Below are 24,139 nucleotides of genomic sequence, written 5' to 3'. Positions count from 1 at the left end.
AATCTTGCTCCCGCAGAGTGATCGGATCACCCGATCAGCGCAGCGCGAACCGGAGCGGACCCGCCCGAACCGGACGCGACAGCGGTTCGCCGTGCGTGCTACGTGCTCGCGGACGGCGTCCGATGGGCCGTCCGGGTGACGGCCGCGATGACGTCGGCCGGACCCGTCACGGAGCGATGCCGACGTACTTCGTCTCGAGGTACTCCTCGATGCCCTCGGCGCCGCCCTCGCGGCCGAAGCCGCTGGCCTTGACCCCGCCGAACGGCGCCGCCGGGTTGGACACGACGCCCTGGTTGATGCCGACCATGCCGGTCTCCAGGCCCTCGGCCACGGCGAGCGCGCGCGACAGGTCGCGGGTGAACGCGTAGGCGACCAGCCCGTACTCGGTGTCGTTGGCCAGGGCGAGCGCCTCGTCGTCCGTCGAGAACGTCGTGATCGGCGCGACCGGGCCGAAGATCTCCTCGTCGAACACCCGGGCCTCGGTCGGGACGCCGGAGAGCACCGTGGGCTCGAAGTAGAAGCCGCGGTCGCCGGTGGGGCCGCCGCCGACCAGCACCTTGCCGCCGCGGTCGACGGCGTCCTGGACGAGCTCCTCGACCTTGTCGCGCTGCGTGCCGTCGATCAGCGGGCCGACGTCGACGCCGTCGTCCGTGCCGCGGCCGACCGTGAGGGCGCCCATGCGCTCGGCCAGCCGGCGCGAGAACTCCTCGGCGACCTGCTCGTGGACGACGAACCGGTTGGCGGCGGTGCACGCCTCGCCGATGTTGCGCATCTTGGCGAGCATGGCGCCGTCGACGGCGCGGTCGAGGTCGGCGTCGCCGAAGACGAGGAACGGCGCGTTGCCGCCGAGCTCCATCGACACGCGCAGCAGGCCCTCGGCCGACTGCTCGACGAGCCGGCGGCCGATCGGCGTCGAGCCGGTGAAGGTGAGCTTGCGCAGGCGGGGGTCGCGGATCAGCGGCTCCATGACGTCGCCGGTGCTGGACGTCGTCACGACGTTGAGCACGCCGTCCGGAAGCCCGCACTCGGTGAGGATGCCGGCGAGGGCGTACATCGTGAGCGGGGTCTGCGACGCCGGCTTGACCACCATCGTGCAGCCGGCCGCGATGGCGGGCCCGATCTTGCGGGTGCCCATGGCCAGCGGGAAGTTCCAGGGCGTGATCATCAGGCACGGGCCGACCGGCTGCTTCATGGTGAGCAGCCGCGTGGCGCCGTTCGGCGCGGTCGACCAGCGGCCGGCGATGCGCACCGACTCCTCGGAGAACCAGCGGAAGAACTCGGCGCCGTAGGTGATCTCGGCCTTGGACTCCTTGAGCGGCTTGCCCATCTCGAGGGTCATCAGCAGGGCGAGGTCGTCGGCCCGCTCGGTGACCAGCTCGAAGGCCTTGCGCAGGATCTCGCCGCGGTCGCGCGGGGGCGTCGCAGCCCAGTCCGCCTGCGCGGCGACGGCGGCGTCCAGGGCGGCCGTCCCGTCGGCGACGGACGCGTCGGCCACCGCGGTCAGCACGTCCTCGGTCGAGGGGTCGACGACGTCCAGCGTCGCGCCGCCCGACGCCGCCCGCCACTCCCCCCCGACGAACAGGCCCTGGGGCACGGCCTCGACGACACGACGCTCGTCCTGCTGGGTCACCGGGTTCCTCCTGCTCGTCGGGTGCGTGGGTCGGGCTGCGACCTCGACGCTAGTCCAGGTGCTGCCGCCGTCCGGCGTCACAGTGTCAACCCGGCCGGGCCGGCAGCCGCACAGTGGCGCCTCGTCGCGACGGCCCGCGAACTAGTCTGCGAACCATGACCGATCTGCGCGAGCCCACCAGCCCCGCCGTCGTCGACGGCCTGCCCCAGCGTCGTCAGCTGGTGACCGAGATCCCCGGGCCGCGCTCGCGCGCGCTGCACGCCCGCAAGCAGGCCGCCGTGGCCGACGGCGTCGGCACCACGCTCCCGGTGTACGTCGAGCGGGCCGGGGGCGGCGTCGTGGTGGACGTCGACGGCAACACCCTCGTCGACCTCGGCTCGGGCATCGCGGTGGTCAACGTGGGCAACGCCAACCCGCGGGTCGCCGCGCGCGTGCGCGAGCAGGTCGAGCAGTTCACCCACACCTGCTTCATGGTGACGCCGTACGAGGAGTACGTGCAGGTCTGCGAGGCGCTGGCCCGGCTCACGCCCGGCGACCACGCCAAGAAGTCCGCGCTGTTCAACTCCGGCGCCGAGGCCGTCGAGAACGCCGTGAAGATCGCCCGTCAGGCCACCGGCCGTGACGCCGTCGTGGTGTTCGACCACGCGTACCACGGGCGCACCAACCTCACGATGGCCATGACGGCCAAGTCGATGCCGTACAAGCACGGCTTCGGCCCGTTCGCCGGCGAGGTCTACCGCGCGCCGATGAGCTACCCGTACCGCGAGCCCGCGCCGATCACCGGCGAGCAGGCCGCGCGCCGCGCCATCTCGGTGGTCGACAAGCAGGTCGGCGCCGACGCCGTGGCCTGCGTCGTGATCGAGCCCGTGCAGGGCGAGGGCGGGTTCGTCGTCCCGGCGCCGGGATTCCTGCCCACGATCGCGGCGTGGTGCCGCGAGAACGGCGTCGTGTTCGTCGCCGACGAGATCCAGACCGGCTTCGGCCGCACCGGGACGATGTTCGCCTGCGACGACGAGGGCGTCGTCCCCGACCTCATCACGACGGCCAAGGGCATCGCGGGTGGCCTGCCGCTCGCGGCGGTCACGGGCCGGGCCGAGCTGATGGACGCCGTCCACGTCGGCGGGCTCGGCGGCACCTACGGCGGCAACCCGGTGGCCTGCGCGGCCGCGCTCGGGGCCATCGAGGCGCTCGAGCAGGACGACCTGGCGGGCCGGGCCCGCGCCATCGGCGAGACCATGCTCGCCCGGCTGCGCGACCTGGCCGCCGAGCACCCGCAGATCGGCGACGTCCGCGGCCGCGGGGCGATGGTGGCGGTCGAGCTCGTGACGCCCGGCACCACCGACCCCGACCCGGCCGAGGCGGCGCGGATCAGCGCGGCCTGCCACCAGCAGGGCGTCATCACCCTCACCTGCGGCACCTACGGCAACGTGCTGCGCTTCCTGCCCCCGCTGGTGATCGACGACGAGCTGCTGGCCGACGGGCTCGACGTCATCGCGGCCGCCGTCGCCGGGGCCTGAGGCCGTGACCGCCGTCGAGACCTCGCGCACCGGCGTCGACCCGTCGCGGCTGGCGCGGCTGCACCAGCGCGAGCTCGACCGGTTCGTGGCCGAGCGGCCGCGCTCGGCGGCGCTGTTCGCGCAGGCGCAGGAGCACCTGCACGGCGGCGTGCCGATGTCGTGGATGTCGAAGTGGCCCGGGCCGTTCCCGGTGTACGTCGACAGCGCGCAGGGCGCGCACTTCCGCTGCGTCGACGGCGTCGACCACGTCGACCTGTGCCTGGGTGACACCGGCGCGATGGTCGGCCACTCCCCCGAGGCCACGGTGCGCCGCGTGCGCGAGCAGGTCGGCCGGGGCATCACGGCGATGCTGCCGACGGCCGACGCCGCGGTCGCCGCCGGCGAGCTCGCGCGGCGGTTCGGCCTGCCGCGCTGGCAGTTCACGCTGTCGGCCACCGACGCCAACCGCCACGTGATCCGGTACGCGCGGCACCTCACCGGCCGGCGCAAGGTGCTCGTCGTCGACTGGTGCTACCACGGCACCGTCGACGAGACCTTCGCGACGCTCGAGGACGGCCAGGTCGTGGCCCGGCGCGGCAACATCGGCGCGCCGGTTCCGCCGTCCGAGACCAGCGTGGTGGTGCCGTTCAACGACGTCGAGGCGCTGCGCCTTGCCCTCGCGGGCGGCGACGTCGCGTGCGTCCTGCTCGAGCCGGCCATGACCAACATCGGCATCGTCCTGCCGGACGACGGGTACCACGACGAGCTCCGGCGGCTGACCCGCGAGCACGAGGTGCTGCTCGTGGCCGACGAGACGCACACGCTCTGCGCCGGTCCCGGCGGCTGCACCCGCGCGTGGGGCCTCGACCCGGACGTCGTCGTGGTCGGCAAGACGATCGGCGGCGGCATCCCGGCCGGCGCCTTCGGCTTCACCGACGAGCTGTCGCGGCGGATCGACCGCGCGGTCGAGCTCGAGGACATCGACGTGGGCGGTGTCGGCGGCACCCTCGCCGGCAACGCGCTCTCGCTCGCGGCCGTCGCCACGACGCTCACCGAGGTGCTGACCGACGTCGCGTTCGAGCAGATGGAGGCGCTCGCGGTGCGCTGGACCGCGGGCGTGCAGGGCGTGCTCGACGAGACCGGCCTGCCCTGGCACGTGACCCGGATCGGCTGCCGCGCCGAGTACGCGTTCTCGCCCACGCCCCCGCGCGACGGCGCCGAGGCCGCGGCGGCCGACGACTTCGCGCTGCAGCAGCACCTGCACCTGCACGCGCTCAACCGCGGGCTGCTGCTGACGCCGTTCCACAACATGGCGCTGATGAGCCCGGCGACGACAGAGGCGGACGTCGACCGGCACACCGAGGCGTTCGCGGAGTGCGCGCGCGAGCTGGTGGCCGCAGACTGAGGGCGTGCCAGCCGCTCTCGTCGACGTCGACGGCACGCTCGTCGACACCAACTACCTGCACGTCCTCGCCTGGACGCGCTCGTTCGCCGAGCACGACCTGCACCCGCCGACCTGGCTCGTCCACCGGCACATCGGCATGGGCGGCGACCAGCTGGTCGCGGCGGTCACGGACCAGGACGTCGAGCGTCGGCTGGGCGACTCGCTGCGCGACGGCTGGAAGGCGCAGTTCGACCCGCTGCTCGACGAGGTGCGACTGCTGCCCGGCGCGGTCGAGCTGCTGAAGGCGTTGCGCGACAAGGGCTGGACGGTCGTCCTAGCGAGCTCGGGCAAGCCCGAGCACACCGAGAAGGCACTCGACCTGCTCGGCGACCGCGGGCTGGTCGACGGCTGGACGACGTCCGAGGACGTCGACACCTCCAAGCCCTCCCCGGAGCTCCTCCAGGTGGCCCTGGACCAGGTCGACGAGCGCACCGGCGTAGTCGTCGGCGACTCGGTCTGGGACGTCGAGAGCGCGCGGCGCTGCGACCTGCCGAGCGTCGGGCTGCGAACGGGAGGCTTCGGCGTGGCCGAGCTGCGCGAGGCCGGGGCGCACGAGGTGCACGACGACCTGGTGACGCTGCGGGCGGCGCTGGACAGCAGCCTGCTGGGCGACCCAGAAGCCCTGCAGCGCAACGGCTAGAGCGACCGAGCGCGACGCCTAGCGCTCGGTCGGCGTCTGCTCGCGCAACCCCCACGGCGAGCCGTAGCCGTCCCGCAGCAGGTCGAGGAACGGCACGGCGTCGAAGGCCTCGGGCCCCAGCACCCCCGCGCCCGTCCAGGTGCCGGCAGCCAGCAGCTCGAGCGCGACGACCGGGTTGACCGCGGTCTGCCACACGACGCACTGGGCGCCGTACTCGCGCATGGCCCACTCGTTGTCGACCACGTGGTGCAGGTAGACCTCGCGCGGCTGCCCGTCCTTGCCGGTGCCGGTGACCCAGAGCCCGGCGCAGGTCTTGCCGTGCATGCGGTCGCCGAGCGTGGCGGGGTCGGGCAGGCAGGCGGCGACGACGTCGCGCGGGCTGACCTCGACGCCACCGGCGCGCACCTTCTCGGTGCCGTCGAGGCCGAGCTTGTGCAGCGTGCGCAGGACGTCGATGAACTCCTCGCCGAGCCCGTACTTGAAGGTGACCCGCTGCGCGTCGAGCCACCGCGGCATGAGGAGCACCTCCTCGTGCTCGACGTTGACGCACTCGACCGGCCCGATGCCCTCGGGGAAGTCGAACACCTCGGGCTCGCTGAACGGCGGGGTCGTGAACCAGCCGCGGCCCTTCTCCCACACCACCGGCGGGTTGAGGCACTCCTCGATCGTCGTCCAGATCGAGAACGACGGCGCGAACTCGTAGCCGTCGACCGTGAGGTTCGCGCCGTCGCGCGTGCCGAGCTCGTCGATCTCGCTGAACAGGTGGTCGCTGGCGTAGCGCGCGAACACGTCCGACAGCCCCGGCTCGACCCCCATGCCCACCAGGGCGAGGCGGCCGGCGGCCTCCCAGCGGTCGGCCACCGCGAACTGCTCGTCGCCGAGCTTGACTCCGGTGTCGCTGTGCGGGCGCTCGGGGTGCGGCCGCGACAGGCTCATGGCCATGTCGAGGTAGTGGGCGCCGGCCGCGAAGGCGCCGTCGAAGACCGGCATGACGAACCGCGGGTCGACCGCGTTCATCACGTGCGTGACCTGGTGCTCGCGGGCCAGCGCCGCGACCGAGTCCGCGGACGACGCGTCGACCCGCGCCGCCACCAGCCGGCCGTCGTCCCCCTCGCGGGCGTGGACGGCCGCGACCGTGCGCTCGGCACGGGCGAGGTCGTGGTCGCTGACGACGAGGCGGTCGAAGAACGGACGGCGGCCGGCGATCTTGGCGAAGGCGTCGCCCACGCCGCCGGAGCCGACGAGCAGGATGCGCATGACGGCGAGCCTAGTACCACCGATTTCGTCGCTTCAAGGCTCTGGACGAGCGAAAACCGTCGGGCTTACCCTCGCCCCCTACGGGATCCGTACTCGCAGCGTGCTGGTCCCCATCGCAGGAACGAGCCTCGGAGGGCGCGATGAGCGGCACCACGGTCGAACGGCAGAGCTACGAGTCCGGTGGCAAGGGTCTCAAGGGCGGGGCGCTGGGCCTGGTCTCCAGCATCGTCGTCGGGATGGCGAGCACGGCACCGGCGTACAGCCTGGCGGCCAGCCTCGGCTTCGTCGTCGCCACGACGGCCGGTGACGGCATCGTCGGGGTCAGGGCCCCCGCGATCATGCTCCTGGCCTTCGTCCCGATGTACTTCATCGCGGTCGCCTACTCCGAGCTCAACAAGGCGGAGCCCGACTGCGGGACGACGTTCACCTGGGCCGCGCGGGCCTTCGGGCCGCGGGTGGGCTGGCTCGGCGGCTGGGGCATCGTCGCCGCCGACGTCATCGTCATGGCCAACCTCGCCCAGATCGCCGGGTCGTACAGCTTCGAGCTGGTCGGCGCCGACGGCCTGGCCGACAGCGCGTTCTGGAGCACGGTCGCGGGCGTCGTCTGGATCCTGATCATGACCTACATCTGCTACCGCGGCATCGAGGTGTCGGCGCGGCTGCAGTACGGCCTGCTCGGCATCGAGGTCGCGGTGCTCGTGGTCTTCAGCATCTACGCGCTGGTGAAAGTCTACTCCGGCAACGCTCCTGAGGGTTCGCTGCACCCGAGCCTGACCTGGCTGCTGCCGACCGGGCTGCCGCTGAGCGCGGTCGTCACCGCGACGCTCATCGCGGTGTTCATCTACTGGGGCTGGGACACCGCGGTGGCGTGCAACGAGGAGTGCGACGACCCCGGCCGCACGCCCGGCCGCGCCGCCGTCATCTCCACCGTGCTGCTGCTGACGACGTACGCCATCGTCTCGATCGCGACCGTCGCCTTCGCCGGGGTCGGCACCGAGGGCATCGGTCTCGGCAACGAGGACAACGCAGACGACGTGTTCCGCGCCCTCGGCCAGACCGTCTTCGGCGACAGCCTGTTCGGCCACCTGATGGAGGGCCTGCTGGTCATCAGCGTGCTGACGTCGGCGTCGGCGTCCACCCAGACCACGATCCTGCCGACCGCCCGCACGACGCTGTCGATGAGCGCCTACCAGGCCATCCCGGCCCGGTTCGCCAAGATCCACCCGCGGTACCTGACGCCCACCGAGTCGACGATCTGGATGGGCGGGGTCTCGATCCTGTTCTACGTCGGCATGACGCTGGTGAGCGAGAACGTGCTGGCCGACTCGATCGCCGCGGTCGGGCTGCTGATCGCGTTCTACTACGGGCTCACCGGCTTCGCCTGCGTGTGGTTCTACCGCCGCACGCTGACGCGCACGCCGCGCGACCTGGTGATGCAGGGCGTCCTGCCGTTCCTGGGCGGCGTGATGCTGCTCGGCGCCTTCGTCATCGCGGCCAAGCTCTACTCGGCGTCCGACTACGGCGAGACGACCCTGTTCGGCATCGGCGGCGTCTTCCTGCTCGGTGTCGGGTCGCTCGTGCTGGGCGTCGTGCTGATGGAGGTCTACGCGCGCGTGCGGCCGGCGTTCTTCGCCGGGCAGACGCTCGCCCGTGGGCAGGCCGAGCTGGTGCTCGTGCCCGGCCGCGGCGTCGTGCCGACCGTCGGGCTGCCAGACTCGGGGACGATGCCGACCGTCATCTCCCCCGACCTGTCGAACCTGCCGCCCGGCGGCCAGGCCATGGACGCCCGCGACGTCGGACGTCGCAGCGTGGCCCCGGACGCCGACGAGCCGGACGACCGCACGGCCCCGTGACGTCGGGCCCCACCGGCACGCTGGTCGACGTGCCCGGCCTGCAGGTCGGTCACGCGACCCGCGCCGGCGACGGCTGGCTCACCGGCACCACCGTGGTGCTCGCCGGTGCCGACGGCGCGGTGGCCGGCGTCGACGTCCGTGGCGGCGGTCCCGGGACGCGCGAGACCGACCTGCTCGACCCGCGCAACGCGGTCGAGCGCGTGCACGCCGTGGTGCTCACCGGCGGCAGCGCGTTCGGCCTGGCTGCCGCCGACGGCGTCATGGCCCACCTCGAGGACGCCGGCACCGGCCTGGCGGTCGCCGGCGCCCTGGTGCCGATCGTGCCGGCCGCCGTGGTGTTCGACCTCGGCCGCGGTGGTGACGTGCGGGCGCGGCCGGACGCCTCCACCGGGCGCGCGGCCGCCGCGGCGGCCACCGCCGACGCCGTCGTCGAGGGCTCGGTCGGAGCCGGCACCGGCGCCGTGGCCGGCGGGCTGCGCGGTGGTGTCGGGTCGGCGAGCCAGGTGCTGGACGACGGGTCCACCGTGGCCGCGCTCGTCGTCGTGAACGCGGTCGGCGGGCTCTTCGACCCGGCGTCCGGCGAGCTGTGGGGCGCACGGCACCTGGGACCCGACGACCCGACGACGCCGACGCCGGATCCCGCTGCGGCACAGGCTTTCACGGCGGCGGTGGCCGAGGAGCGCGCGGCCCGGGCGGCTGCGCTCGAGGTCGGCGGCGCGACCACGCTCGTGGTGGTCGCGACCGACCTGACGCTCACCACGGCGCAGTGCGCCAAGCTCGCGGGCATCAGCCACGACGGCCTGGCCCGCGCGATCTCGCCGGTGCACACGATGTTCGACGGAGACACGGCGTTCGGGCTGTCGACCACGGCGAGGCCGGCGCCGAACGCCCTCACGCTGCACGCGCTGCTGACCGCGGCCGCCGACTGCACGACGCGGGCCGTCGTCCGGGCCGTGCTGGCGGCCGAGGCGGTGACGACGCCCGGCGGCTCGTGGCCGTCGTACCGCGACGCGGTGGCGCGCTAGCCCGCCAGCGGTGCTCGTCGTCGTCGGTCTCGAACCGCATGACGTGGATGCCGCGGACGTCGGCCGGCCACGACAGACCGGTCAGGGCGAACAGCACGCAGCCGCCGCCGGCGAGCTCGACGACGCCGCGCGCGTCCGGGAAGGCCAGGTCGCCGCGCAGCCGGGGGAAGTTCGACCAGAGCGCCTGGCCGGCCAGCCGTCCGGTGAACGTCGCGGTCCCCTGGCCGTAGAGCTGGCCGTCACCGCGCTCGGACGGCTCGACCGAGCGCATCACGTCGTAGCGCCACACCACGTCGCACAAGGGGAGCAGACGCACGAGGCACCTCCGGGTCACCGACCGTCGAGCAAGGGCTGGGACGGGTCCCAGGTCGTGCCGTCGCGCTCGTCCTGGCGCTTGCGGGCGATCGCGCTGAGCGCCTCGAGCACCACGCGGTTGGCCAAGGCGGCGGTGATGTCGGCGTGGTCGTAGGGCGGGCTGACCTCGACGACGTCCACGCCCACGACCGGCAGCTCGAGGCAGATCCGGCGCACGGCGTCGAGCAGCTGGCGGGCGCTCAGGCCGCCCGGCTCCGGCGTGCCGGTGCCCGGGGCGTGGCCCGGGTCGCAGACGTCGATGTCGACCGACAGGAACACGCCCTCGCACTCGTCCGTCGCGATCGTGAACGCCTCGGTGAGGCAGGCGTCGAGACCGCGGTGCACGACCTCGGTCATCTCGTAGGAGCGCATCTGCTGGCCGGCCATCCAGCCCAACGTCTCGGGCGGCGGCCAGTAGCCGCGCAGGCCGACCTGCAGGAAGCGGTCGCCGCGCAGCGCGCCCGACTCGATCAGCCGGCGCATGGGCTGGCCGTGGCCCCACAGCGAGCCGAACTCGATGTCACCGGTGTCGGCGTGCGCGTCGAAGTGGATCATCGATACCCGTCCGTGCCCGAGCACGTTCGCGACGCCCTTGGCGTCCGGGTAGGCGATCGAGTGGTCGCCGCCGAGCACCACCGGGATCGCCCCCGCCCGCGCGACCTTCTCGACCGCGGCCTCCAGCGCGGGCAGCGCCACCTCGATGTCGCCGGAGTACATCTCGACGTCGCCGGCGTCGACGACCCGCAGGTCCTGCAGGCCGTCCGTGCGCAGCGCGAGGCTGGGTCGCGAGCCGTCGTGCGGCAGGTAGTCGGTCATCCGGATCGCCTGCGGGCCGAAGCGCGTCCCGGGCCGGTGCGAGGTGCCGCCGTCGAAGGGCGCACCCAGCACGACGACGTCCGCGTCGGCGTAGCTGGCCGGGTCGTCCAGGTCGCACCGGTCGACCCCGAGGAAGGTGATGTCGGGACCGAACTGAGCGCCGTAACGGGTCATGGCGCACACCCTAGTGTTGGTGCATGGTGACCTTCTCCAGCGTGGCCCCCGTGCTGCCGGTGCGGGACGTCGACGAGGCCCTCCAGCGCTACTCGCGCCTGGGTTTCAGCACCTCCGCGCACGACGGCGAGGACGCCTACGGCTTCGCCCGGTGGGACGACGTGTGGCTGCACCTCGCGCAGTCCGACGCCCACGACCCGCTGACCTCGTCGGTCATGGTCTACCTCTACGTCAGCGACGCGGACGCGCTGCACGCGCAGTGGTCGTCCGCCGACGTCGGCGGCCGGCACCACCCGCCGTCCGACACGGTGTACGGGCTGCGCGAGGGCGCGTACGTCGACCCCGACGGCAACCTGCTGCGCTACGGCTCGTGGCTGCCGGGGTACCCGAGCAGCTAGCTGTTCTGCGGGAAGCCCAGGTTGATGCCGCCGTGGCTCGGGTCGAGCCACCGCGACGTGACCACCTTGCCGCGAGTGAAGAAGTGCACGCCCTCGGTGCCGTACGCGTGCGAGTCGCCGAACAGGCTGTTCTTCCACCCGCCGAACGAGTACTGCGCCACCGGCACGGGGATCGGCACGTTGACGCCGACCATGCCGACCTGCACCTCGTTCTGGAAGCGCCGCGCGGCGCCGCCGTCGTTGGTGAAGATGGCGGTGCCGTTGCCGTACGGATTGTCGTTGATCAACGCCAGGCCGTCGTCGTAGGAGTCGACACGGACGACGGAGAGCACGGGTCCGAAGATCTCGTCGGTGTACACGCTCATCTGCGGCGTGACGTGGTCGAGCAGGGTCGGGCCGAGCCAGAACCCTTCTGCCGCACCGTCGAACTCGCCCTCGCGCCCGTCGACGACGACCGTCGCGCCCGCCTCGGCACCGGCGTCGACGTACGACGCCACCTTGTCGCGGTGCTGCTGCGTCACGAGCGGGCCCATGTCGCAGCCGCGACGACCGTCACCGGTGCGCAGCCCCGACATGCGCTCGCGGATGCGCGCCACCAGGTCGTCGGCCACGGGCTCGACGGCGACGAGCGCCGAGATCGCCATGCACCGCTCCCCCGCCGACCCGAACCCGGCGTTGACGGCGGCGTCCGCCGCGAGGTCGAGGTCGGCGTCCGGCAGCACCAGCATGTGGTTCTTGGCGCCGCCGAGGGCCTGCACGCGCTTGCCCGCCTGCGTGCCCTTCTCGTAGACGTAGCGCGCGATCGGCGTCGAGCCGACGAACGACACCGCGGCGACGTCGGGGTGGTCGAGCAGCCGGTCGACCGCGACCTTGTCGCCGTGGACGACGCTCAGCACGCCCTCGGGCAGGCCGGCCTCGGCCCACAGCTCGGCCATCAGCACGGACGCCGACGGGTCCTTCTCGCTCGGCTTGAGCACCACCGCGTTGCCGGCCGCGATGGCGATCGGCACGAACCACAGCGGCACCATGGCCGGGAAGTTGAACGGCGAGATGACGGCCACGACGCCCAGCGCCTGGCGGATCGAGTAGACGTCGACCTTGTTCGAGGCGTTCTCGCTGAAGCCGCCCTTGAGCAGGTGCGGCACGCCGCAGGCGAACTCGACGACCTCGAGGCCGCGGGCGACCTCGCCGCCGGCGTCCGAGAGCACCTTGCCGTGCTCGGCCGTGATGACCGCGGCGACGTCGTCCTTGCGCTGCTCGAGCAGCTCGCGGAAGCGGAACAGCACCCGGGTGCGGGTGGCGAGCGACGAGCGGCCCCACTGCTCGGCCGCGGCCGCGGCGCTCGACACCGCGAGGTCGACCGTGGCGTCGTCGGCCAGGTCGACGCGACCGGTGACCTGCCCGGTGGCCGGGTCGTAGACGTCCCCGCTGCGCTCGGTGGTGCCGCCGAAGGGCTTGCCGTCGATCCAGTGCGTGATCCGCGTCGTCATGCCCACCAGTGTCGCCCCGGCAGCGCCTGCGCGCCGCAGCAGTGTGTCGGGGCCTCGCGGCCCCGGCCTTGCACGCTGTCAGGTCAGCTGTCGAAGCCGAGGCCGAGCCGGTCGAGAACCTGCAGCCACGGGCCGCGCCGGCCGGCGTGCTCGTCGGCGCGGGCGATCGCGCGCCGGGTGAGCTGGATGCCGGTCCAGCGCAACGGCTCGGGCGGGAACGGCAGCGGCTTGCGGCGCACCATCTCCAGGCCGGTGCGCTCGTTGCGGCGACCGGCCAGCAGGTCGAGGCAGACCTGCGCGCCGAACCGGCTCGCCCCGACGCCCAGCCCGGTGTAGCCTTGGACGGCGGCGACCCGCCCGCCGTGGGTCAGGCCCCAGAAGGCGCTGAACCGCGTGCAGGTGTCGATCGCCCCGCCCCACGCGTGCGACACCGCGATGCCGTCGAGCGCCGGGAAGGTCCGCACGAGGTGCTCGCCCAGCAGCTGCTCGGTGCGGGGGTTGCGCGCCCGGCGTCCGGACATGTCGTTGCCGAAGTAGTAGAGCGCGTCGTAGCCGCCGAACAGCAGCCGCCCGTCGGCCGTGAGCCGGTAGTAGTGGAACTGGTTGCCGGCGTCGCCGACGCCGTGCCCCGCCGTCCAGCCGACGGCCTCGCGCTGCGCCGCCGTCAGCGGCTCGGTGACGAGCACGTGGTCCCACACCGGGACGACGTAGGGCCGGTACCGCTTGACCGGCGACGGGAAGACGTTGGTGCCCAGCACGACCTGGCGCGCGCGGACGCTGCCGCGCTGCGTGCGGACGACGACCCCGCCGTCGAGGTCGAGCAGGTCGACCACGCGCGACTCCTCGCGGATCCGCCCGCCGAGGCGCTCGACCGCCTCGGCCAGCCCCCACACCAGGCGGGCCGGGTCGACCATCGCGACGCCGTCGGCGTCGAAGCGACCGCCGAGGTAGGTCGGCGAGCGGGTCAGCGCCGCCACCGCGTCGGCGTCCAGCAGCTGCGAGGACTCGCCGTACCGCTGCGCCAGCTCGTGCTCCTCGGCCAGCCCGTCCAGCTGCCACGGCTCGACCGCGACGTCGAGCTCGCCCGCGCGGCGGAAGTCGCAGTCGATGCCGTACCGCGCGACCGCGGCCTCGACCGCGTCGAGGTTCTCGTGGCCCAGCCGGGTCAGCAGCGGCATCTCGTCGGGCCAGCGCTCGGCGCCGTTCGACAGGCCGTGCGTCAGGGACGCCGCGCAGAACCCGCCGTTGCGCCCGGACGCCGCCCAGGCCAGCCGGTGCCCGTCGAGCAGCAGGACGTCGCGCCCCGGCTGCTCCTCGAGCGCGAGCAGGGCGGCCCAGAGCCCGGTCAGCCCTCCGCCGACCACGACGAGGTCGGCGGCCTCGTCGCCCGTCACCGGCGGGCGGGCCGGCGGGCGCAGCGGGGAGTCCAGCCAGAACGGCGTCGAGCGCGCGCCCTGGAGCCGGACCCCGCCGGTCATGCCTTGCGGCGCCGGGCGCTCACCAGCTGGCCGCCGCCCACCGCCAGCAGCGCCACGACGAACATCAGCGTGCCGATGACGTTGATCTGCACCGGCGTGCCGCGCGCGGCCGCACCCCAGATGTACATCGGGAAGGTGATGGACGACGAGCTCGCGTTGAAGTTGGTGATGATGTAGTCGTCGAACGACAGCGAGAACGACAGCAGCGCCGCCGCCGCGATGCCGGGCGCCACGAGCGGCAGCGTGACGCGCAGGAAGGTCTGCGTCTCGTTCGCGTAGAGGTCCATGGCCGCCTGCTCGAGCCGCGGGTCGAGGCCGGCGATGCGCGCCTTCACCGTGACGATCACGAACGACAGGCAGAACATGATGTGCGCGATGAGGATCGTCAACGACCCCAGCGGCAGGCCGAGCCCGACGAAGAGCGTCAGCAGGCTCGAGCCCATGACGACCTCGGGCGTGGCCATCGGCAGGAAGATGAGCAGGTTGGTCGCCGCGCGTCCCCGGAACCGGTGCCGCGCCAGGGCGAACGCCACCAGGGTGCCCAGCACCGTCGCGCCGATCGTCGCCAGCAGGCCGATCCGCAGGCTCAGCCCGAGGCTGCTGCACATGCCGGGCGCGCTGCACGGGTGCAGCCAGGCGTCCAGCGAGAAGCGGGTCCACTGGTAGTTGAAGCGGCCGTTGGGCTTGTTGAACGAGAACAGCACGACGACGACGTTCGGCAGCAGCATGTACTGGAACACCGCCGCCGCGATCAGCGCGATGACGTGCTCGCGCACCCACGCGAGCGGCCGGACGCCGCGGCCGGCGGCGCGGACGAGCAGGAACGCCAGCACCAGGACGTCGATCGCGAGGATCGCGCCGAGCAGCACGGTCATGAGGTCCATCAGACGAGCTCCTCCGTGCCGGCGCGACGCACGTAGAAGGCCACCAGCAGCACGATCGACAGCATGAGCACGAAGCTCAGCGCCGCGGCCGTCGGGTAGTCGAGCACGCGCAGGAACTGGCCGTCGATGACCTGGCCGATCATCGTGGTGTTGGTGCTGCCGAGCAGCTTGGAGTTGATGTAGTCACCGGCCGCCGGGATGAAGGTCAGCAGCGTGCCGGCGACCAGGCCGGGCAGCGACAGCGGCAGCGTCACCTTGCGGAAGCCGGTGAACGGCGAGGCGTACAGGTCGCCCGCCGCCTCCAGCAGCCGCGGGTCGAGCCGCTCGAGGCTCGCGTACAGCGGCAGCACCATGAACGGCAGGAAGTTGTAGGTCAGACCCGTGATGACGGCGAACTTCGAGGCCATCAGCTGGTCGTTGCTGGTCAGGCTCAACGCCTGCAGGACGTCGATCAGGTGGGTCCAGTTGACGAACCGGACGACCGGCCCGCCGTTCGACAGGATCGTCTGCCAGGCCAGGGTGCGGATCAGGAAGCTGGTGAAGAACGGCGCGATGACGAGCACCAGCAGGAAGTTCTTCCAGCGCCCGGACTTGAAGGCGATGGCGTACGCCAGCGGGTAGCCGACCAGGGCGCCCAGCACCGTCGCGGAACCCGCGTACCCGAGCGAGCGCAGGAACTGCGGGTAGTAGGCCTGGAGCGCGTCGACGTACGTGCCGAAGTGCCAGGTCAGCGCGTAACCCTGCTCGAGCGATCCGGTCTGCAGCGACGTCGAGGCGAGGAACACCATCGGCACCGCGAAGAAGATGCCGAGCCACAGCATGCCGGGCAGCAGGAGCAGGTACGGCGTGCGCTTCTTGCTGGTGCCGGTGGTGTCGTCGGACGTCGGTCCGCCGGCTCCCGGCGCGACGCCCGAGTGGGCGGCCGCGCTCATGACGAGGCACCCGCCAGGACGGCGTCGGTCTCCTCGCGCTCCTCCCCGGCGTGGGCGTCCTGCGCGGCGTCGAGGGCGAACCCGTGCTGGGGTGCCCACTGCACCGTGACCTCGCCGCCCGGGCGCAGCGGCGGCGAGCCGTCGTTCTGCTGCACGACGGTGATCTCCTGGCCCCAGGGCAGCTTGACGAGGTACTGGGTCGAGACACCGGTGAACGAGGCGTCGGTGACGGTGCCGGTGAGGTGGTTGCCCGCGGCGTCGGTGGTCTCGGTGCGGATCACCAGCTTCTCGGGCCGGACGCCGAACCAGACCTTGCCCTCGTGGGAGGCGCTGCGGTCGCGGGGCAGCCGCAGCCGCTGGCCCTGGACGTCGATCACCAGGTCGTCGCCGTCCGCGCCGGACACCGTGCCCGGCAGCAGGTTCGACTGGCCCAGGAAGTTGGCCACGAACGTCGTGCTCGGACGCTCGTAGAGGGTGGCGGGGTCGCCCAGCTGCTCGATGACGCCCTGGTTCATGACGGCGATGGTGTCGGCCATGGTCATGGCCTCCTCCTGGTCGTGCGTGACGTGCACGAACGTCAGGCCCACCTCGAGCTGGATCCGCTTGAGCTCGATCTGCATCTGCCGGCGCAGCTTGAGGTCCAGCGCGCCGAGCGGCTCGTCCAGCAGCAGCACCGACGGCCGGTTGACGATGGCGCGGGCCAGGGCGATGCGCTGCTGCTGGCCGCCCGAGAGCTGGGCGGGCTTGCGGTTCGCGAGCTGTGCGAGCTGCACCAGCTCGAGCGCCTCCATCGCCGTCGTCCGGGTGTTGCCGACACCGCGGCGGCGCAGGCCGAACTCGACGTTCTCGACGACGCTGAGGTGCGGGAACAGCGCGTAGCTCTGGAACACGGTGTTCACCGGGCGCTGGTACGGCTTGGCCGTCGTGATGTCGGTGTCGCCGATCATCACCTGGCCGGCGGTCGGCCGCTCGAGGCCGGCCACCATGCGCAGGGTCGTCGTCTTGCCGCAGCCCGACGGGCCGAGCAGCGCGAAGAACGAGCCCTGCGGGATGGTCAGGTCGAGGTCGTCGACGGCGGTGAAGTCGCCGAACGACTTGGTCAGCGACACCAGTCGCAGGTCGCCCCCGGGGTCGTCCTTGGTCTGGGCCATGGCGTCAGGCCCCGATCAGCGACTGGAAGGCCTGGTTGTACTTGGTCTCCTCGGCCTCGGACAGGCCGCGGAAGACGTGCGCCCGGCCGAGCACCTCGTCGCTCGGGAAGATGAGCGGGTTCTTGGCGACCTCGGGGTCGTCGGCGAGCAGCGCGTCCTTGGCCCCCTTCACCGGCGCGATGTAGTTCACGTAGTCCTCGACCTGCGCCATGACGGCCGGGTCGTAGTAGTAGTTGATGAGCGCCTCGGCGTTCTTCTTGTGCTGGGCCTTGTTCGGGATCACGAAGTTGTCGGACCAGATCATGTGGCCGGTCGACGGGAGCACGTACCCGAGCGAGGGGTTGTCGGCCTGCAGCTGGACGACGTCGCCGGTCCAGGCGATGCAGGCGGCGATGTCGCCGGCAGCCAGCGGCTTGCCGTACTCGTTGCCGGTGAAGCCGCGCAGCTGGCCGGCGTCCTTGGCCTTCTTGATCTCGTCGATCGCGGCGTCGAAGTCGGCGTCGGTGAACTTGGCCGGGTCCTTGCCCATGGCCAGCAGCACCAGACCGACGGTGTCGCGCATCTCGGTGAGCAGCGTGACCTTGCCCTTGAGCGAGGGGTCGGTGAGCAGCTGGTCGATGCTCTCGATCTTCTTGCCGCCCGTGGCCTTGGGGTTGTAGGCGATGCCGGTGAAGCCGGACTGCCACGGCAGCGAGTACGCGCGACCCGGGTCGAACTCGACGTTCGTCAGCGAGTCCTCGAGGTTCTTGGCGTTGGGGATGTTGGCCTTGTCGAGCTTCTGCACCCAGTTGAGGCGGATCAGCCGGGCGACCATCCAGTCGGTGCTGCACCAGACGTCGCGGCCGGTGTCCTGGTTGCCCTGCAGCTGCGGCTTGACCTTGGCGAAGAACTCGTCGTTGTCGTTGTAGTCCTCGGTGTAGGTCACCGTGATGCCGGTCTTCTTCTGGAACGCGTCGAGCGTCGGGTGCTTCTGGGTCTTGTCGTCGACGTCGATGTACTCGGGCCAGTTCGACCACTTGACGACCTTCTCGGTGTCGGAGAGGTCCTTGGCCGCCTGGTCGGCGGGCGTCGTCTTGGTGGCCGTGCCCTTGGTGCCGCAGGACGCCAGGACGGTGGCCAGGCCGAAGGCACCCACCGAGCTGAGCAGCGTGCGGCGGCTGAGCATGCCGCGCGCCAGGGCGACCGACATGGGGTCGGGGGTCTGTCGGGGGCTCATCGAGGGTCCTTCCGGGGGTGCGGGCAGGTCGGTGCTGCGGTGGTGCGGTCAGGCGGGCGCGTCGTCGAGCCCGAACACGGTGCGGTGCCAGGGCTTGCGCGCCGTACCGGTGAGGTCGGTCATCACGTGCTTGATGCTCGTGTACTCCTCCAGCGAGTAGACGCTCATGTCCTTGCCGAAGCCGGAGGCCTTGACCCCGCCGTGCGGCATCTCGCTGATGATCGGGATGTGGTCGTTGACCCAGACGCAGCCGGCCTGGATCTCGCGCGTGGCCCGCGCCGCCCGGACGACGTCGCGCGTCCAGGCGGACGCCGCCAGGCCGTAGGGGGTGTCGTTGGCCAGCTCGAACGCCTCGTCGTCGGTGTCGAAGGCCAGCGCCACCAGCACCGGCCCGAACACCTCGTCGCGCCAGATCGGCGTCGTCCGGTCGATGCCGGTGACCAGGGTGGGCTCGTAGTAGGAGCCGCGGGCCAGCTCGCCGCCGGGCGCCTGACCGCCGCAGACGACCTTGGCGCCGCCGTCGCGCGCCCGGTCGACGTGCGCGGCGACCCGGCCCTGGTGGGCCCGGCTGATGAGCGGGCCCTGGTCGGTGGCCTCGTCGCGCGGGTCGCCGAGGCGCACGCCGCGCATGAGGTCGGCGACCGCCGCGACGAAGTCGTCGAACAGCGAGCGGTGCACGATCGCGCGCGTCGCCGCGGTGCAGTCCTGCCCGGTGTTGATGAGCGCGCCCGCCACCGCGCCGTGCGCGGCGGCCTCGAGGTCGGCGTCGTCGAGCACCACGAACGGGGCCTTGCCGCCCAGCTCGAGGTGCACGCGCTTGGCGGTGGGCGCCGCGAGCGCCATGACCCGCTGCCCCACGGCCGAGCTGCCGGTGAAGCTCACCATCGCGACGCCCGGGTGCGAGACGACGTGCTCGCCGACGTCCGGGCCGGCGCCGGTGACCACGTTGACGACGCCGTCCGGCATCCCGGCGCGCTGCGCGGCCTCGGCCATCATCAGCGCGGTCAGCGGTGTGAGCTCGCTGGGCTTGAGCACGACGGCGTTGCCGGCGGCGACGGCGGGCAGCAGCTTCCAGGCCGCCATCTGCAGCGGGTAGTTCCAGGGCGCGATCGACCCGACGACGCCGAGCGGCTCGCGCCGCACGCCCGAGGTGTGGTCGGCGGAGTACTCGCCGGTGGCCCGGCCCTCGAGGGTGCGGGCGGCGCCGGCGAAGAACGCCGTGTTGTCGACCGTGCCCGGGACGTCGAAGCCGCGGCTGAGCCGGATCGGCTTGCCGGTCTGGCGGGTCTCGGTCTGGGCGAGCTCCTCGGCCACGGCGTCCAGCTCGAGGGCCCAGCGGTGCATGACGGCCGAGCGCTCGGCGGGCGTGGCGCGGCCCCAGTCGCGCTGGGCGGCGGTGGCGGCGGCCACGGCGGCGTCGACGTCCGCGACGCCCGCGAGCGCCACCTGCTCGACGTCCTCGCCGGTGGAGGGATCGACGACGGCGTGCGGGGGCGCCTCGGGGCCGGCCAGCGCCGTGGCGCGACGGCCACCGATCCACTGGTGACCCTCGGTCGCTGCCGTCACGCCACCTCCTGGTCTGCTTCCCCGGTCTGGTTTCCCTGCTCGTCGTCCGTGCTCGCCGATCCTGACACGCACCGTGGTGCTCTACAAGGCCGTTCGAAGGATTCCGCAGCCGTTGCCCGCGACCTCAACGAAATCTAGCGTCTGGGCGCACCCCGACGGGTGACTCCCGTCGCGACTGGCCCTAGTCTCGTCACTGCCCGTGGTTGCACACTGACTGGTGTGCGGGCGACGGACCGACACGTTGTCGGCCCCGCACCCGTGAGGAGGACCTGTGCTGCCCACGTTGAGCACCGTCCTCGAGCTGCCGGTGCTGGCGGCCGGGCGGCCGCGGGTGGTCGCCGGGGGCGAGCACCTCGACCACCCGGTGCGCTGGGCGCACGTGGCCGAGGTCGCCGACATCGGCGACCTGCTGCGCGGCGACGAGTTGATCCTCACCACCGGGGTCGCCCTGCCCCGCTCGGACGACGGCATCGTCGCGTTCGTCGAGGGCCTGGCCGCGCTGCCGGTGGCCGGGCTGGTGGTCGAGCTGGGACGGGCCTACGCCGGACGCCTGCCCTCGGCCATGGTGCGCGCGGCGCAGCGCAGCGGGCTGCCGCTGGTCGAGCTGACCCAGCCGGTGGCGTTCATCGAGGTCACCGAGGCGGTGCACAGCCTGGTGATCGACGGCCAGATCAGCTCGCTGCGGCAGGCCCAGGCGCTGCACGAGACGTTCACCGAGCTCGCGGTCGAAGGGGCCGACACCGCCGAGGTCGTGCGGCAGGCGGCGCGCATGGCCGGCGCTCCCGTCGTGCTCGAGACGCCGGGACACCTGGTGGTCGAGCACGACGCCGCCGGCCAGGACGACGACGCGCTGCTCTCCCGCTGGCAGCAGCGCTCGCGGGCCGTGCGGGTGGCCGGCCGGGCCGGGTTCGACGAGGCGTCGGGGTGGGTCGTCGCCACGGTCGGGGCGCGCGGCGAGGACTGGGGACGGCTGGTGCTCGTGCGCGGCGCGGGCGAGCCGCACGCGCACGACCTGATGCTCGTCGAGCGCACCGCCACCACCCTCGCGCTGCAGCGGCTGATCACCCGCGACCGCGAAGGCCTCGAGCGGCAGACGCACCGCACGCTGCTGACCGCGCTGATGGAGCACCAGCACCCGGACGCCGAGATCAGCCTGCGCGCCCGGGCCCTCGGCGTCCCGCTGGACGGGCGGCGGCTGCTCGGTGCCGTCGTCCGGTGGCGCGACGCGCGCTCGGCCGGGACGCTCGCCACCCAGGCGCGCCTGCGCGACCTCGCCGACGCCGTGGCCCAGGCCGCGCGCGACGCCGGGATCCCGGCCCTCGTCGGCTCGATCGACGAGCGCAGCGTCGGGCTGCTGCTGGCGCTGGACCGCCGCGACGAGGACGGCGGACTGCTCGAGCGGCTGTCCCGTGCCATCGAACGGGTGGCCCGGTACCGGATCGCGGCCGCCGAGCCCGACCAGCTGCTGCTCGCCGCCGGCTCGGTCGTGGCCGGGCTGCGCGACGCCCGGCGCAGCGTCGTCGAGGCGCAGCAGGTCGCCGACGCTGCCGCGCACCTGCCGCGTGCCACCGGCTTCGTGCGGCTGCACGACGTCGGGGTGCGCGGGCTGCTCTCGCTGCTGCGCGGCGACGCGCGGATCGAGACGTTCGTCGAGCGCGAGCTCGGACCGCTGCTGCACCAGCCCGTCGCGCCGGTGCGCGGGCGTGGCAACGGCGCCGGCGGCGCGCGCCCGGGCGACGCCGAGCTGCTCACCGTGCTGCGCGCCTACCTCGAGACCGGCCGCAACAAGTCGGCCACCGCCCAGGCGCTGCACCTGTCGCGCCCGGCGCTGTACGACCGGCTCACCCGGCTGTCCGCCGTCCTGGACGTCGACCTCGACGACGCCGAGACCTGCCTGGCCCTGCATGTGGCGGTTCTCGCCGCCGACCTCGCCTGAACCGTCCCGCTCGGGCCCTGCTTGCGCCAAGATCGGGCGCATGACGGACGTCGAGCCCGACGCGCTCGTCCGCCTCGAGGAGGCGGCGGGGTTGTGGGTCGTCGCGCCCGCGACCGGGGCGAGCGCCGTCGTCGGGGCGGCGTGCCAGGCGCTCGTCGACGGCTCGGACTCCCCTGCGCTGCGCGAGCTCGCCGGGGCTCCGACCGGTGAGTCCGCGTTCGTGCTGTCCGACCTGGTCGCCGCGACCCTGGAGGACCTCGACCTCGTCGTCCCGGACGGCGAGCGCGCGGTCGTGCTGGCGGCCCGGCACATGTCCCGGCGGATGCTGGCGGGCGACCTCGCGCCGCGCGACCTCGCCCGCTGGGCGCACCTGACGATCGGCCACGAGGGTCCGCGCTCGCTGCAGCCCCTGGTCGAGCTCGACGACGCCTACGACGAGGCGGACGTCATCGGCCGCACCGTCGACGACGTCACGGCCGACGCGCACGACGTCGTCCAGCAGCTGCTGGACGACCCGCTCCCCTGACAGCGGTGCACGCCGGCCACCTGGACGCGAGGCACTCGTGTGCCAGCGCTGACCGACATCAGCTCGACAGCCACGTCGTGGCAGGCACCACCAGGACTGCGAGAAGGAACGACCAACCCCCGGTCAGCCGCCGATGTCCCAGCCGCGCTCGAGGAAGGCCGACCAGCGGTCCACCGAACAGCAGGAAGAGCACGACGGCGACCGGCGACCCGAACAACCAGAACCACGCCCACCGCGTCGCACGCCATGGAGAAGGCGTCGACACGAGCAACACCAGCACTGCCAGAAGGCTCAGGACCGCAGGTACGCGCAGCCAGTCGGGGAGCCCCCACCCGGCCACCGCCAGCTGCGGGCCGGACCGGTCGGGTACGCGGTGCACGACGACGCCCGGTGCCAGGCGCTGGACGAGCACGTCGGCGTCCGTGACCGGTGGACGGGGTCGGGCGCCCAGGCACCCACCATCGGTCCCGCGCGTCGCCCGGACCTCGGTGCGGCGGTGCAGACCTTGGCCGCGCCAGACCACCTGCTGGGTCACGCAGCCCGTCGCGCCTTCCGGCAGCAGCGGGCCGTAGACGGTGGCCTCGTGCACCTGACCGGTCCGCAGCGCCCGTTCGAGAGCGTGCAGCGGCGAGGCCCGAGCACCCATCAGGACGACGAGCGCCAGCACGCCGAGGACCATCACGACCACGGCCGTTCGGACCACGACCCACGGTGTTGCCCAACCGTCGACCTGCTCCGGCCGTAGCGCCGGCCGCTCCGTAACGTCGCCCTCAGCCCCCATGGGCGCCCAGGGTAGGGCTCAGGCAGGACGCACGCCGCGTTTCGCCAGCAGGTCGTCACGCTTCCAGGCGTAGCCGACCATCCAGTGCGGGCGCAGCCGGTACAGGCGGATGTCGTCGCCCCAGTCGAGCGGCGAGCTCTCGTAGTGCGCCGTCCAGTGCGCGAGCGTCTCGTCCCACCGGTCGTCGTCCGTCGTCAAGCGCTCGGCGGTGCCGTGGGCGAAGACGGCGAGCTCCTCGTTGTCGACGTGCGCGACGCTGACGGCCGGTCTCGACTCGAGGTGCTTGGCCTTCGCGGCGGTGCCGCTCGTGCTGAAGGTCCACGTGCCGTGCAGGAAGTGCCCGTCGAGCGCGCTGATCCGCGGCTCGCCGTGGGCCGTGACCGTCGCCACCGACAGCACCTTCATGCCGGTGAGCAGCGCCACCAGGTCGGACGCCGTCAACGTGCGGTCGTCGTCGATGATCGCGCGCAGGTGCTCGGTGGCCCGGCCGTGGGAGCCGTCGAGCAGGGTCTGCAGCGCCTGGACCTCGTCGTCCGTCTCGAGCATGGCTGCGACGCTACGCCCGGGCGCCGACAGCCCGCTTGATCGACGTTGCGCACCGACCGAGCGCCGTCAGCCCAGCCACTGGGCCATGCCCACGGTGCCGGGCGCGCGGTCGAGGAAGCCGTGCCGCTCGTACAGCCGGCGTCCGGGCGCGTCGGCCATCAGGCTGACGTAGGCGCCCGACGGCGCGTGGTCGCGGATCTCGGCGAGGAGCCGGGACAGCACCGCGTCGCCCAGCCCCCGCCGCTGGTGGTCGGGCTGGACGGCCATGTCGACGACGTGGAAGTACCACCCGCCGTCTCCGATCACCCGGCCCATGCCCACCACCTCGCCCGTCGCCTCGTGGACGACGTGGCAGCCGAACCAGCTGCCGGGCAACGCGGCCTCACCCTGGGGCGGGCTCACCGGGGTCAGCCCGGCGTCGCGGCGCAGCGCGAGGTAGCGGTCGAGCGGCGCGACGCCGTCGACCACGCGGTAGCCCTCGGGCCCGGTGGAGGTCATGGGCTCGATCCTCGCAGCCGCGCCACGAAGCGTCGGACGAGGTCGTCG

The 24,139-nt window shown here is 72.9% G+C and carries 21 protein-coding genes; 8 read left to right on the top strand and 13 right to left on the bottom strand.

Features of this window, described 5'->3' with window-relative positions; translation table 11 throughout:
- Positions 1 to 166: 166 nt before the first annotated feature.
- Positions 167 to 1,630: an NAD-dependent succinate-semialdehyde dehydrogenase gene (locus ACYVJ4_RS13660; RefSeq protein ID WP_460460682.1), complete on the bottom strand. Its 1,464-nt coding sequence runs from the start codon at positions 1,628 to 1,630 to the stop codon at positions 167 to 169.
- Between the two features lie 155 nt (positions 1,631 to 1,785).
- On the opposite strand from ACYVJ4_RS13660, the gene gabT reads away from it, so the two are divergent.
- Genes gabT through ACYVJ4_RS13645 form a run of 3 tightly spaced genes read left to right on the top strand, consistent with a single transcriptional unit; the run spans position 1,786 to position 5,210 of the window.
- Complete coding sequence (gabT, locus tag ACYVJ4_RS13655) at positions 1,786 to 3,147, top strand: 4-aminobutyrate--2-oxoglutarate transaminase (protein WP_460460681.1); 1,362 nt, start codon at positions 1,786 to 1,788, stop codon at positions 3,145 to 3,147.
- 4 nt (positions 3,148 to 3,151) lie between these two features.
- The gene (locus tag ACYVJ4_RS13650; RefSeq protein ID WP_460460680.1) at positions 3,152 to 4,531 is read left to right on the top strand and encodes a transaminase; all 1,380 of its coding nucleotides are present in this window, start codon (positions 3,152 to 3,154) and stop codon (positions 4,529 to 4,531) included.
- 4 nt (positions 4,532 to 4,535) lie between these two features.
- Positions 4,536 to 5,210, top strand: coding sequence for an HAD family hydrolase (locus ACYVJ4_RS13645; RefSeq protein WP_460460679.1), 675 nt, complete (start codon positions 4,536 to 4,538; stop codon positions 5,208 to 5,210).
- Between the two features lie 18 nt (positions 5,211 to 5,228).
- On the opposite strand, the gene ACYVJ4_RS13640 is transcribed toward ACYVJ4_RS13645, so the two are convergent.
- The gene (locus ACYVJ4_RS13640; RefSeq protein ID WP_460460678.1) at positions 5,229 to 6,467 is read right to left on the bottom strand and encodes a saccharopine dehydrogenase family protein; all 1,239 of its coding nucleotides are present in this window, start codon (positions 6,465 to 6,467) and stop codon (positions 5,229 to 5,231) included.
- Positions 6,468 to 6,607: 140 nt separating this feature from the next.
- On the opposite strand from ACYVJ4_RS13640, the gene ACYVJ4_RS13635 reads away from it, so the two are divergent.
- Complete coding sequence (locus ACYVJ4_RS13635) at positions 6,608 to 8,320, top strand: APC family permease (protein WP_460460677.1); 1,713 nt, start codon at positions 6,608 to 6,610, stop codon at positions 8,318 to 8,320.
- Positions 8,317 to 9,345: a P1 family peptidase gene (locus tag ACYVJ4_RS13630; RefSeq protein WP_460460676.1), complete on the top strand. Its 1,029-nt coding sequence runs from the start codon at positions 8,317 to 8,319 to the stop codon at positions 9,343 to 9,345. Before ACYVJ4_RS13635 ends, ACYVJ4_RS13630 begins: the two co-directional genes overlap by 4 nt.
- A 330-nt stretch (positions 9,346 to 9,675) precedes the next feature.
- On the opposite strand, the gene speB is transcribed toward ACYVJ4_RS13630, so the two are convergent.
- Positions 9,676 to 10,689 (bottom strand): agmatinase, encoded by a 1,014-nt coding sequence (speB, locus tag ACYVJ4_RS13625; protein WP_460460675.1) that lies wholly within the window; start codon positions 10,687 to 10,689, stop codon positions 9,676 to 9,678.
- Positions 10,690 to 10,715: 26 nt separating this feature from the next.
- Between speB and ACYVJ4_RS13620 the strand changes: the two genes are divergently transcribed.
- Positions 10,716 to 11,087, top strand: a complete 372-nt coding sequence (locus ACYVJ4_RS13620; RefSeq protein ID WP_460460697.1) for a bleomycin resistance protein — start codon at positions 10,716 to 10,718, stop codon at positions 11,085 to 11,087.
- Here ACYVJ4_RS13620 and ACYVJ4_RS13615 read toward each other — a convergent pair.
- From ACYVJ4_RS13615 to ACYVJ4_RS13585, 7 genes are all read right to left on the bottom strand, one after another.
- A complete protein-coding gene (locus ACYVJ4_RS13615) occupies positions 11,084 to 12,577 on the bottom strand; it encodes a CoA-acylating methylmalonate-semialdehyde dehydrogenase (RefSeq protein WP_460460674.1) in 1,494 nt (497 codons plus the stop codon). The genes ACYVJ4_RS13620 and ACYVJ4_RS13615 overlap by 4 nt on opposite strands.
- Positions 12,578 to 12,660: 83 nt before the next feature.
- Positions 12,661 to 14,055, bottom strand: a complete 1,395-nt coding sequence (locus tag ACYVJ4_RS13610; RefSeq protein ID WP_460460673.1) for an NAD(P)/FAD-dependent oxidoreductase — start codon at positions 14,053 to 14,055, stop codon at positions 12,661 to 12,663.
- Positions 14,052 to 14,930: an ABC transporter permease gene (locus tag ACYVJ4_RS13605; RefSeq protein ID WP_460460696.1), complete on the bottom strand. Its 879-nt coding sequence runs from the start codon at positions 14,928 to 14,930 to the stop codon at positions 14,052 to 14,054. The genes ACYVJ4_RS13610 and ACYVJ4_RS13605 overlap by 4 nt, the downstream gene beginning before the upstream one ends.
- Before the next feature lie 8 nt (positions 14,931 to 14,938).
- Complete coding sequence (locus ACYVJ4_RS13600; RefSeq protein ID WP_460460672.1) at positions 14,939 to 15,871, bottom strand: ABC transporter permease; 933 nt, start codon at positions 15,869 to 15,871, stop codon at positions 14,939 to 14,941.
- A complete protein-coding gene (locus tag ACYVJ4_RS13595; RefSeq protein WP_460460671.1) occupies positions 15,868 to 17,022 on the bottom strand; it encodes an ABC transporter ATP-binding protein in 1,155 nt (384 codons plus the stop codon). Before ACYVJ4_RS13595 ends, ACYVJ4_RS13600 begins: the two co-directional genes overlap by 4 nt.
- Positions 17,023 to 17,026: 4 nt before the next feature.
- Positions 17,027 to 18,238, bottom strand: coding sequence for a polyamine ABC transporter substrate-binding protein (locus tag ACYVJ4_RS13590; RefSeq protein WP_460460670.1), 1,212 nt, complete (start codon positions 18,236 to 18,238; stop codon positions 17,027 to 17,029).
- Positions 18,239 to 18,286: 48 nt separating this feature from the next.
- Positions 18,287 to 19,804, bottom strand: a complete 1,518-nt coding sequence (locus ACYVJ4_RS13585) for an aminobutyraldehyde dehydrogenase (RefSeq protein WP_460460669.1) — start codon at positions 19,802 to 19,804, stop codon at positions 18,287 to 18,289.
- A 271-nt stretch (positions 19,805 to 20,075) separates the two neighbouring features.
- Here ACYVJ4_RS13585 and ACYVJ4_RS13580 point away from each other — a divergent pair, with 271 nt between their 5' ends.
- Positions 20,076 to 21,740 carry a PucR family transcriptional regulator gene (locus tag ACYVJ4_RS13580; protein ID WP_460460668.1) on the top strand — a complete coding sequence of 555 codons (1,665 nt, stop codon included), beginning with the start codon at positions 20,076 to 20,078 and terminating at the stop codon, positions 21,738 to 21,740.
- Between the two features lie 40 nt (positions 21,741 to 21,780).
- The gene (locus tag ACYVJ4_RS13575) at positions 21,781 to 22,266 is read left to right on the top strand and encodes a hypothetical protein (RefSeq protein ID WP_460460667.1); all 486 of its coding nucleotides are present in this window, start codon (positions 21,781 to 21,783) and stop codon (positions 22,264 to 22,266) included.
- A 58-nt stretch (positions 22,267 to 22,324) separates the two neighbouring features.
- On the opposite strand, the gene ACYVJ4_RS13570 is transcribed toward ACYVJ4_RS13575, so the two are convergent.
- The 3 genes from ACYVJ4_RS13570 to ACYVJ4_RS13560 form a co-directional block, all read right to left on the bottom strand.
- On the bottom strand, positions 22,325 to 23,047 hold the full coding sequence (locus tag ACYVJ4_RS13570) for a hypothetical protein (protein ID WP_460460666.1): 723 nt from the start codon (positions 23,045 to 23,047) through the stop codon (positions 22,325 to 22,327).
- Positions 23,048 to 23,065: 18 nt separating this feature from the next.
- Entirely contained in the window at positions 23,066 to 23,593 is a 528-nt protein-coding gene (locus ACYVJ4_RS13565) for a pyridoxamine 5'-phosphate oxidase family protein (RefSeq protein ID WP_460460665.1), read from the bottom strand.
- 66 nt (positions 23,594 to 23,659) lie between these two features.
- On the bottom strand, positions 23,660 to 24,091 hold the full coding sequence (locus ACYVJ4_RS13560) for a GNAT family N-acetyltransferase (protein WP_460460664.1): 432 nt from the start codon (positions 24,089 to 24,091) through the stop codon (positions 23,660 to 23,662).
- Between the last annotated feature and the right edge of the window lie 48 nt (positions 24,092 to 24,139).

It is taken from the genome of Angustibacter peucedani (assembly GCF_054779595.1).
This window is presented reverse-complemented; position numbering and strand designations above follow the sequence as displayed.

Excerpts from the sequence above, each read along its gene's own strand:
- gabT (WP_460460681.1), top strand. The coding sequence starts at position 1,786 with ATGACCGATCTGCGCGAGCCCACCAGCCCCGCCGTCGTCGACGGCCTG.
- ACYVJ4_RS13640 (WP_460460678.1), bottom strand. The coding sequence starts at position 6,467 with ATGCGCATCCTGCTCGTCGGCTCCGGCGGCGTGGGCGACGCCTTCGCC.
- ACYVJ4_RS13635 (WP_460460677.1), top strand. The coding sequence starts at position 6,608 with ATGAGCGGCACCACGGTCGAACGGCAGAGCTACGAGTCCGGTGGCAAG.
- speB (WP_460460675.1), bottom strand. The coding sequence starts at position 10,689 with ATGACCCGTTACGGCGCTCAGTTCGGTCCCGACATCACCTTCCTCGGG.
- ACYVJ4_RS13615 (WP_460460674.1), bottom strand. The coding sequence starts at position 12,577 with ATGACGACGCGGATCACGCACTGGATCGACGGCAAGCCCTTCGGCGGC.
- ACYVJ4_RS13610 (WP_460460673.1), bottom strand. The coding sequence starts at position 14,055 with ATGACCGGCGGGGTCCGGCTCCAGGGCGCGCGCTCGACGCCGTTCTGG.
- ACYVJ4_RS13605 (WP_460460696.1), bottom strand. The coding sequence starts at position 14,930 with ATGACCGTGCTGCTCGGCGCGATCCTCGCGATCGACGTCCTGGTGCTG.
- ACYVJ4_RS13600 (WP_460460672.1), bottom strand. The coding sequence starts at position 15,871 with ATGAGCGCGGCCGCCCACTCGGGCGTCGCGCCGGGAGCCGGCGGACCG.
- ACYVJ4_RS13595 (WP_460460671.1), bottom strand. The coding sequence starts at position 17,022 with ATGGCCCAGACCAAGGACGACCCCGGGGGCGACCTGCGACTGGTGTCG.
- ACYVJ4_RS13590 (WP_460460670.1), bottom strand. The coding sequence starts at position 18,238 with ATGAGCCCCCGACAGACCCCCGACCCCATGTCGGTCGCCCTGGCGCGC.
- ACYVJ4_RS13575 (WP_460460667.1), top strand. The coding sequence starts at position 21,781 with ATGACGGACGTCGAGCCCGACGCGCTCGTCCGCCTCGAGGAGGCGGCG.
- ACYVJ4_RS13570 (WP_460460666.1), bottom strand. The coding sequence starts at position 23,047 with ATGGGGGCTGAGGGCGACGTTACGGAGCGGCCGGCGCTACGGCCGGAG.
- ACYVJ4_RS13565 (WP_460460665.1), bottom strand. The coding sequence starts at position 23,593 with ATGCTCGAGACGGACGACGAGGTCCAGGCGCTGCAGACCCTGCTCGAC.
- ACYVJ4_RS13560 (WP_460460664.1), bottom strand. The coding sequence starts at position 24,091 with ATGACCTCCACCGGGCCCGAGGGCTACCGCGTGGTCGACGGCGTCGCG.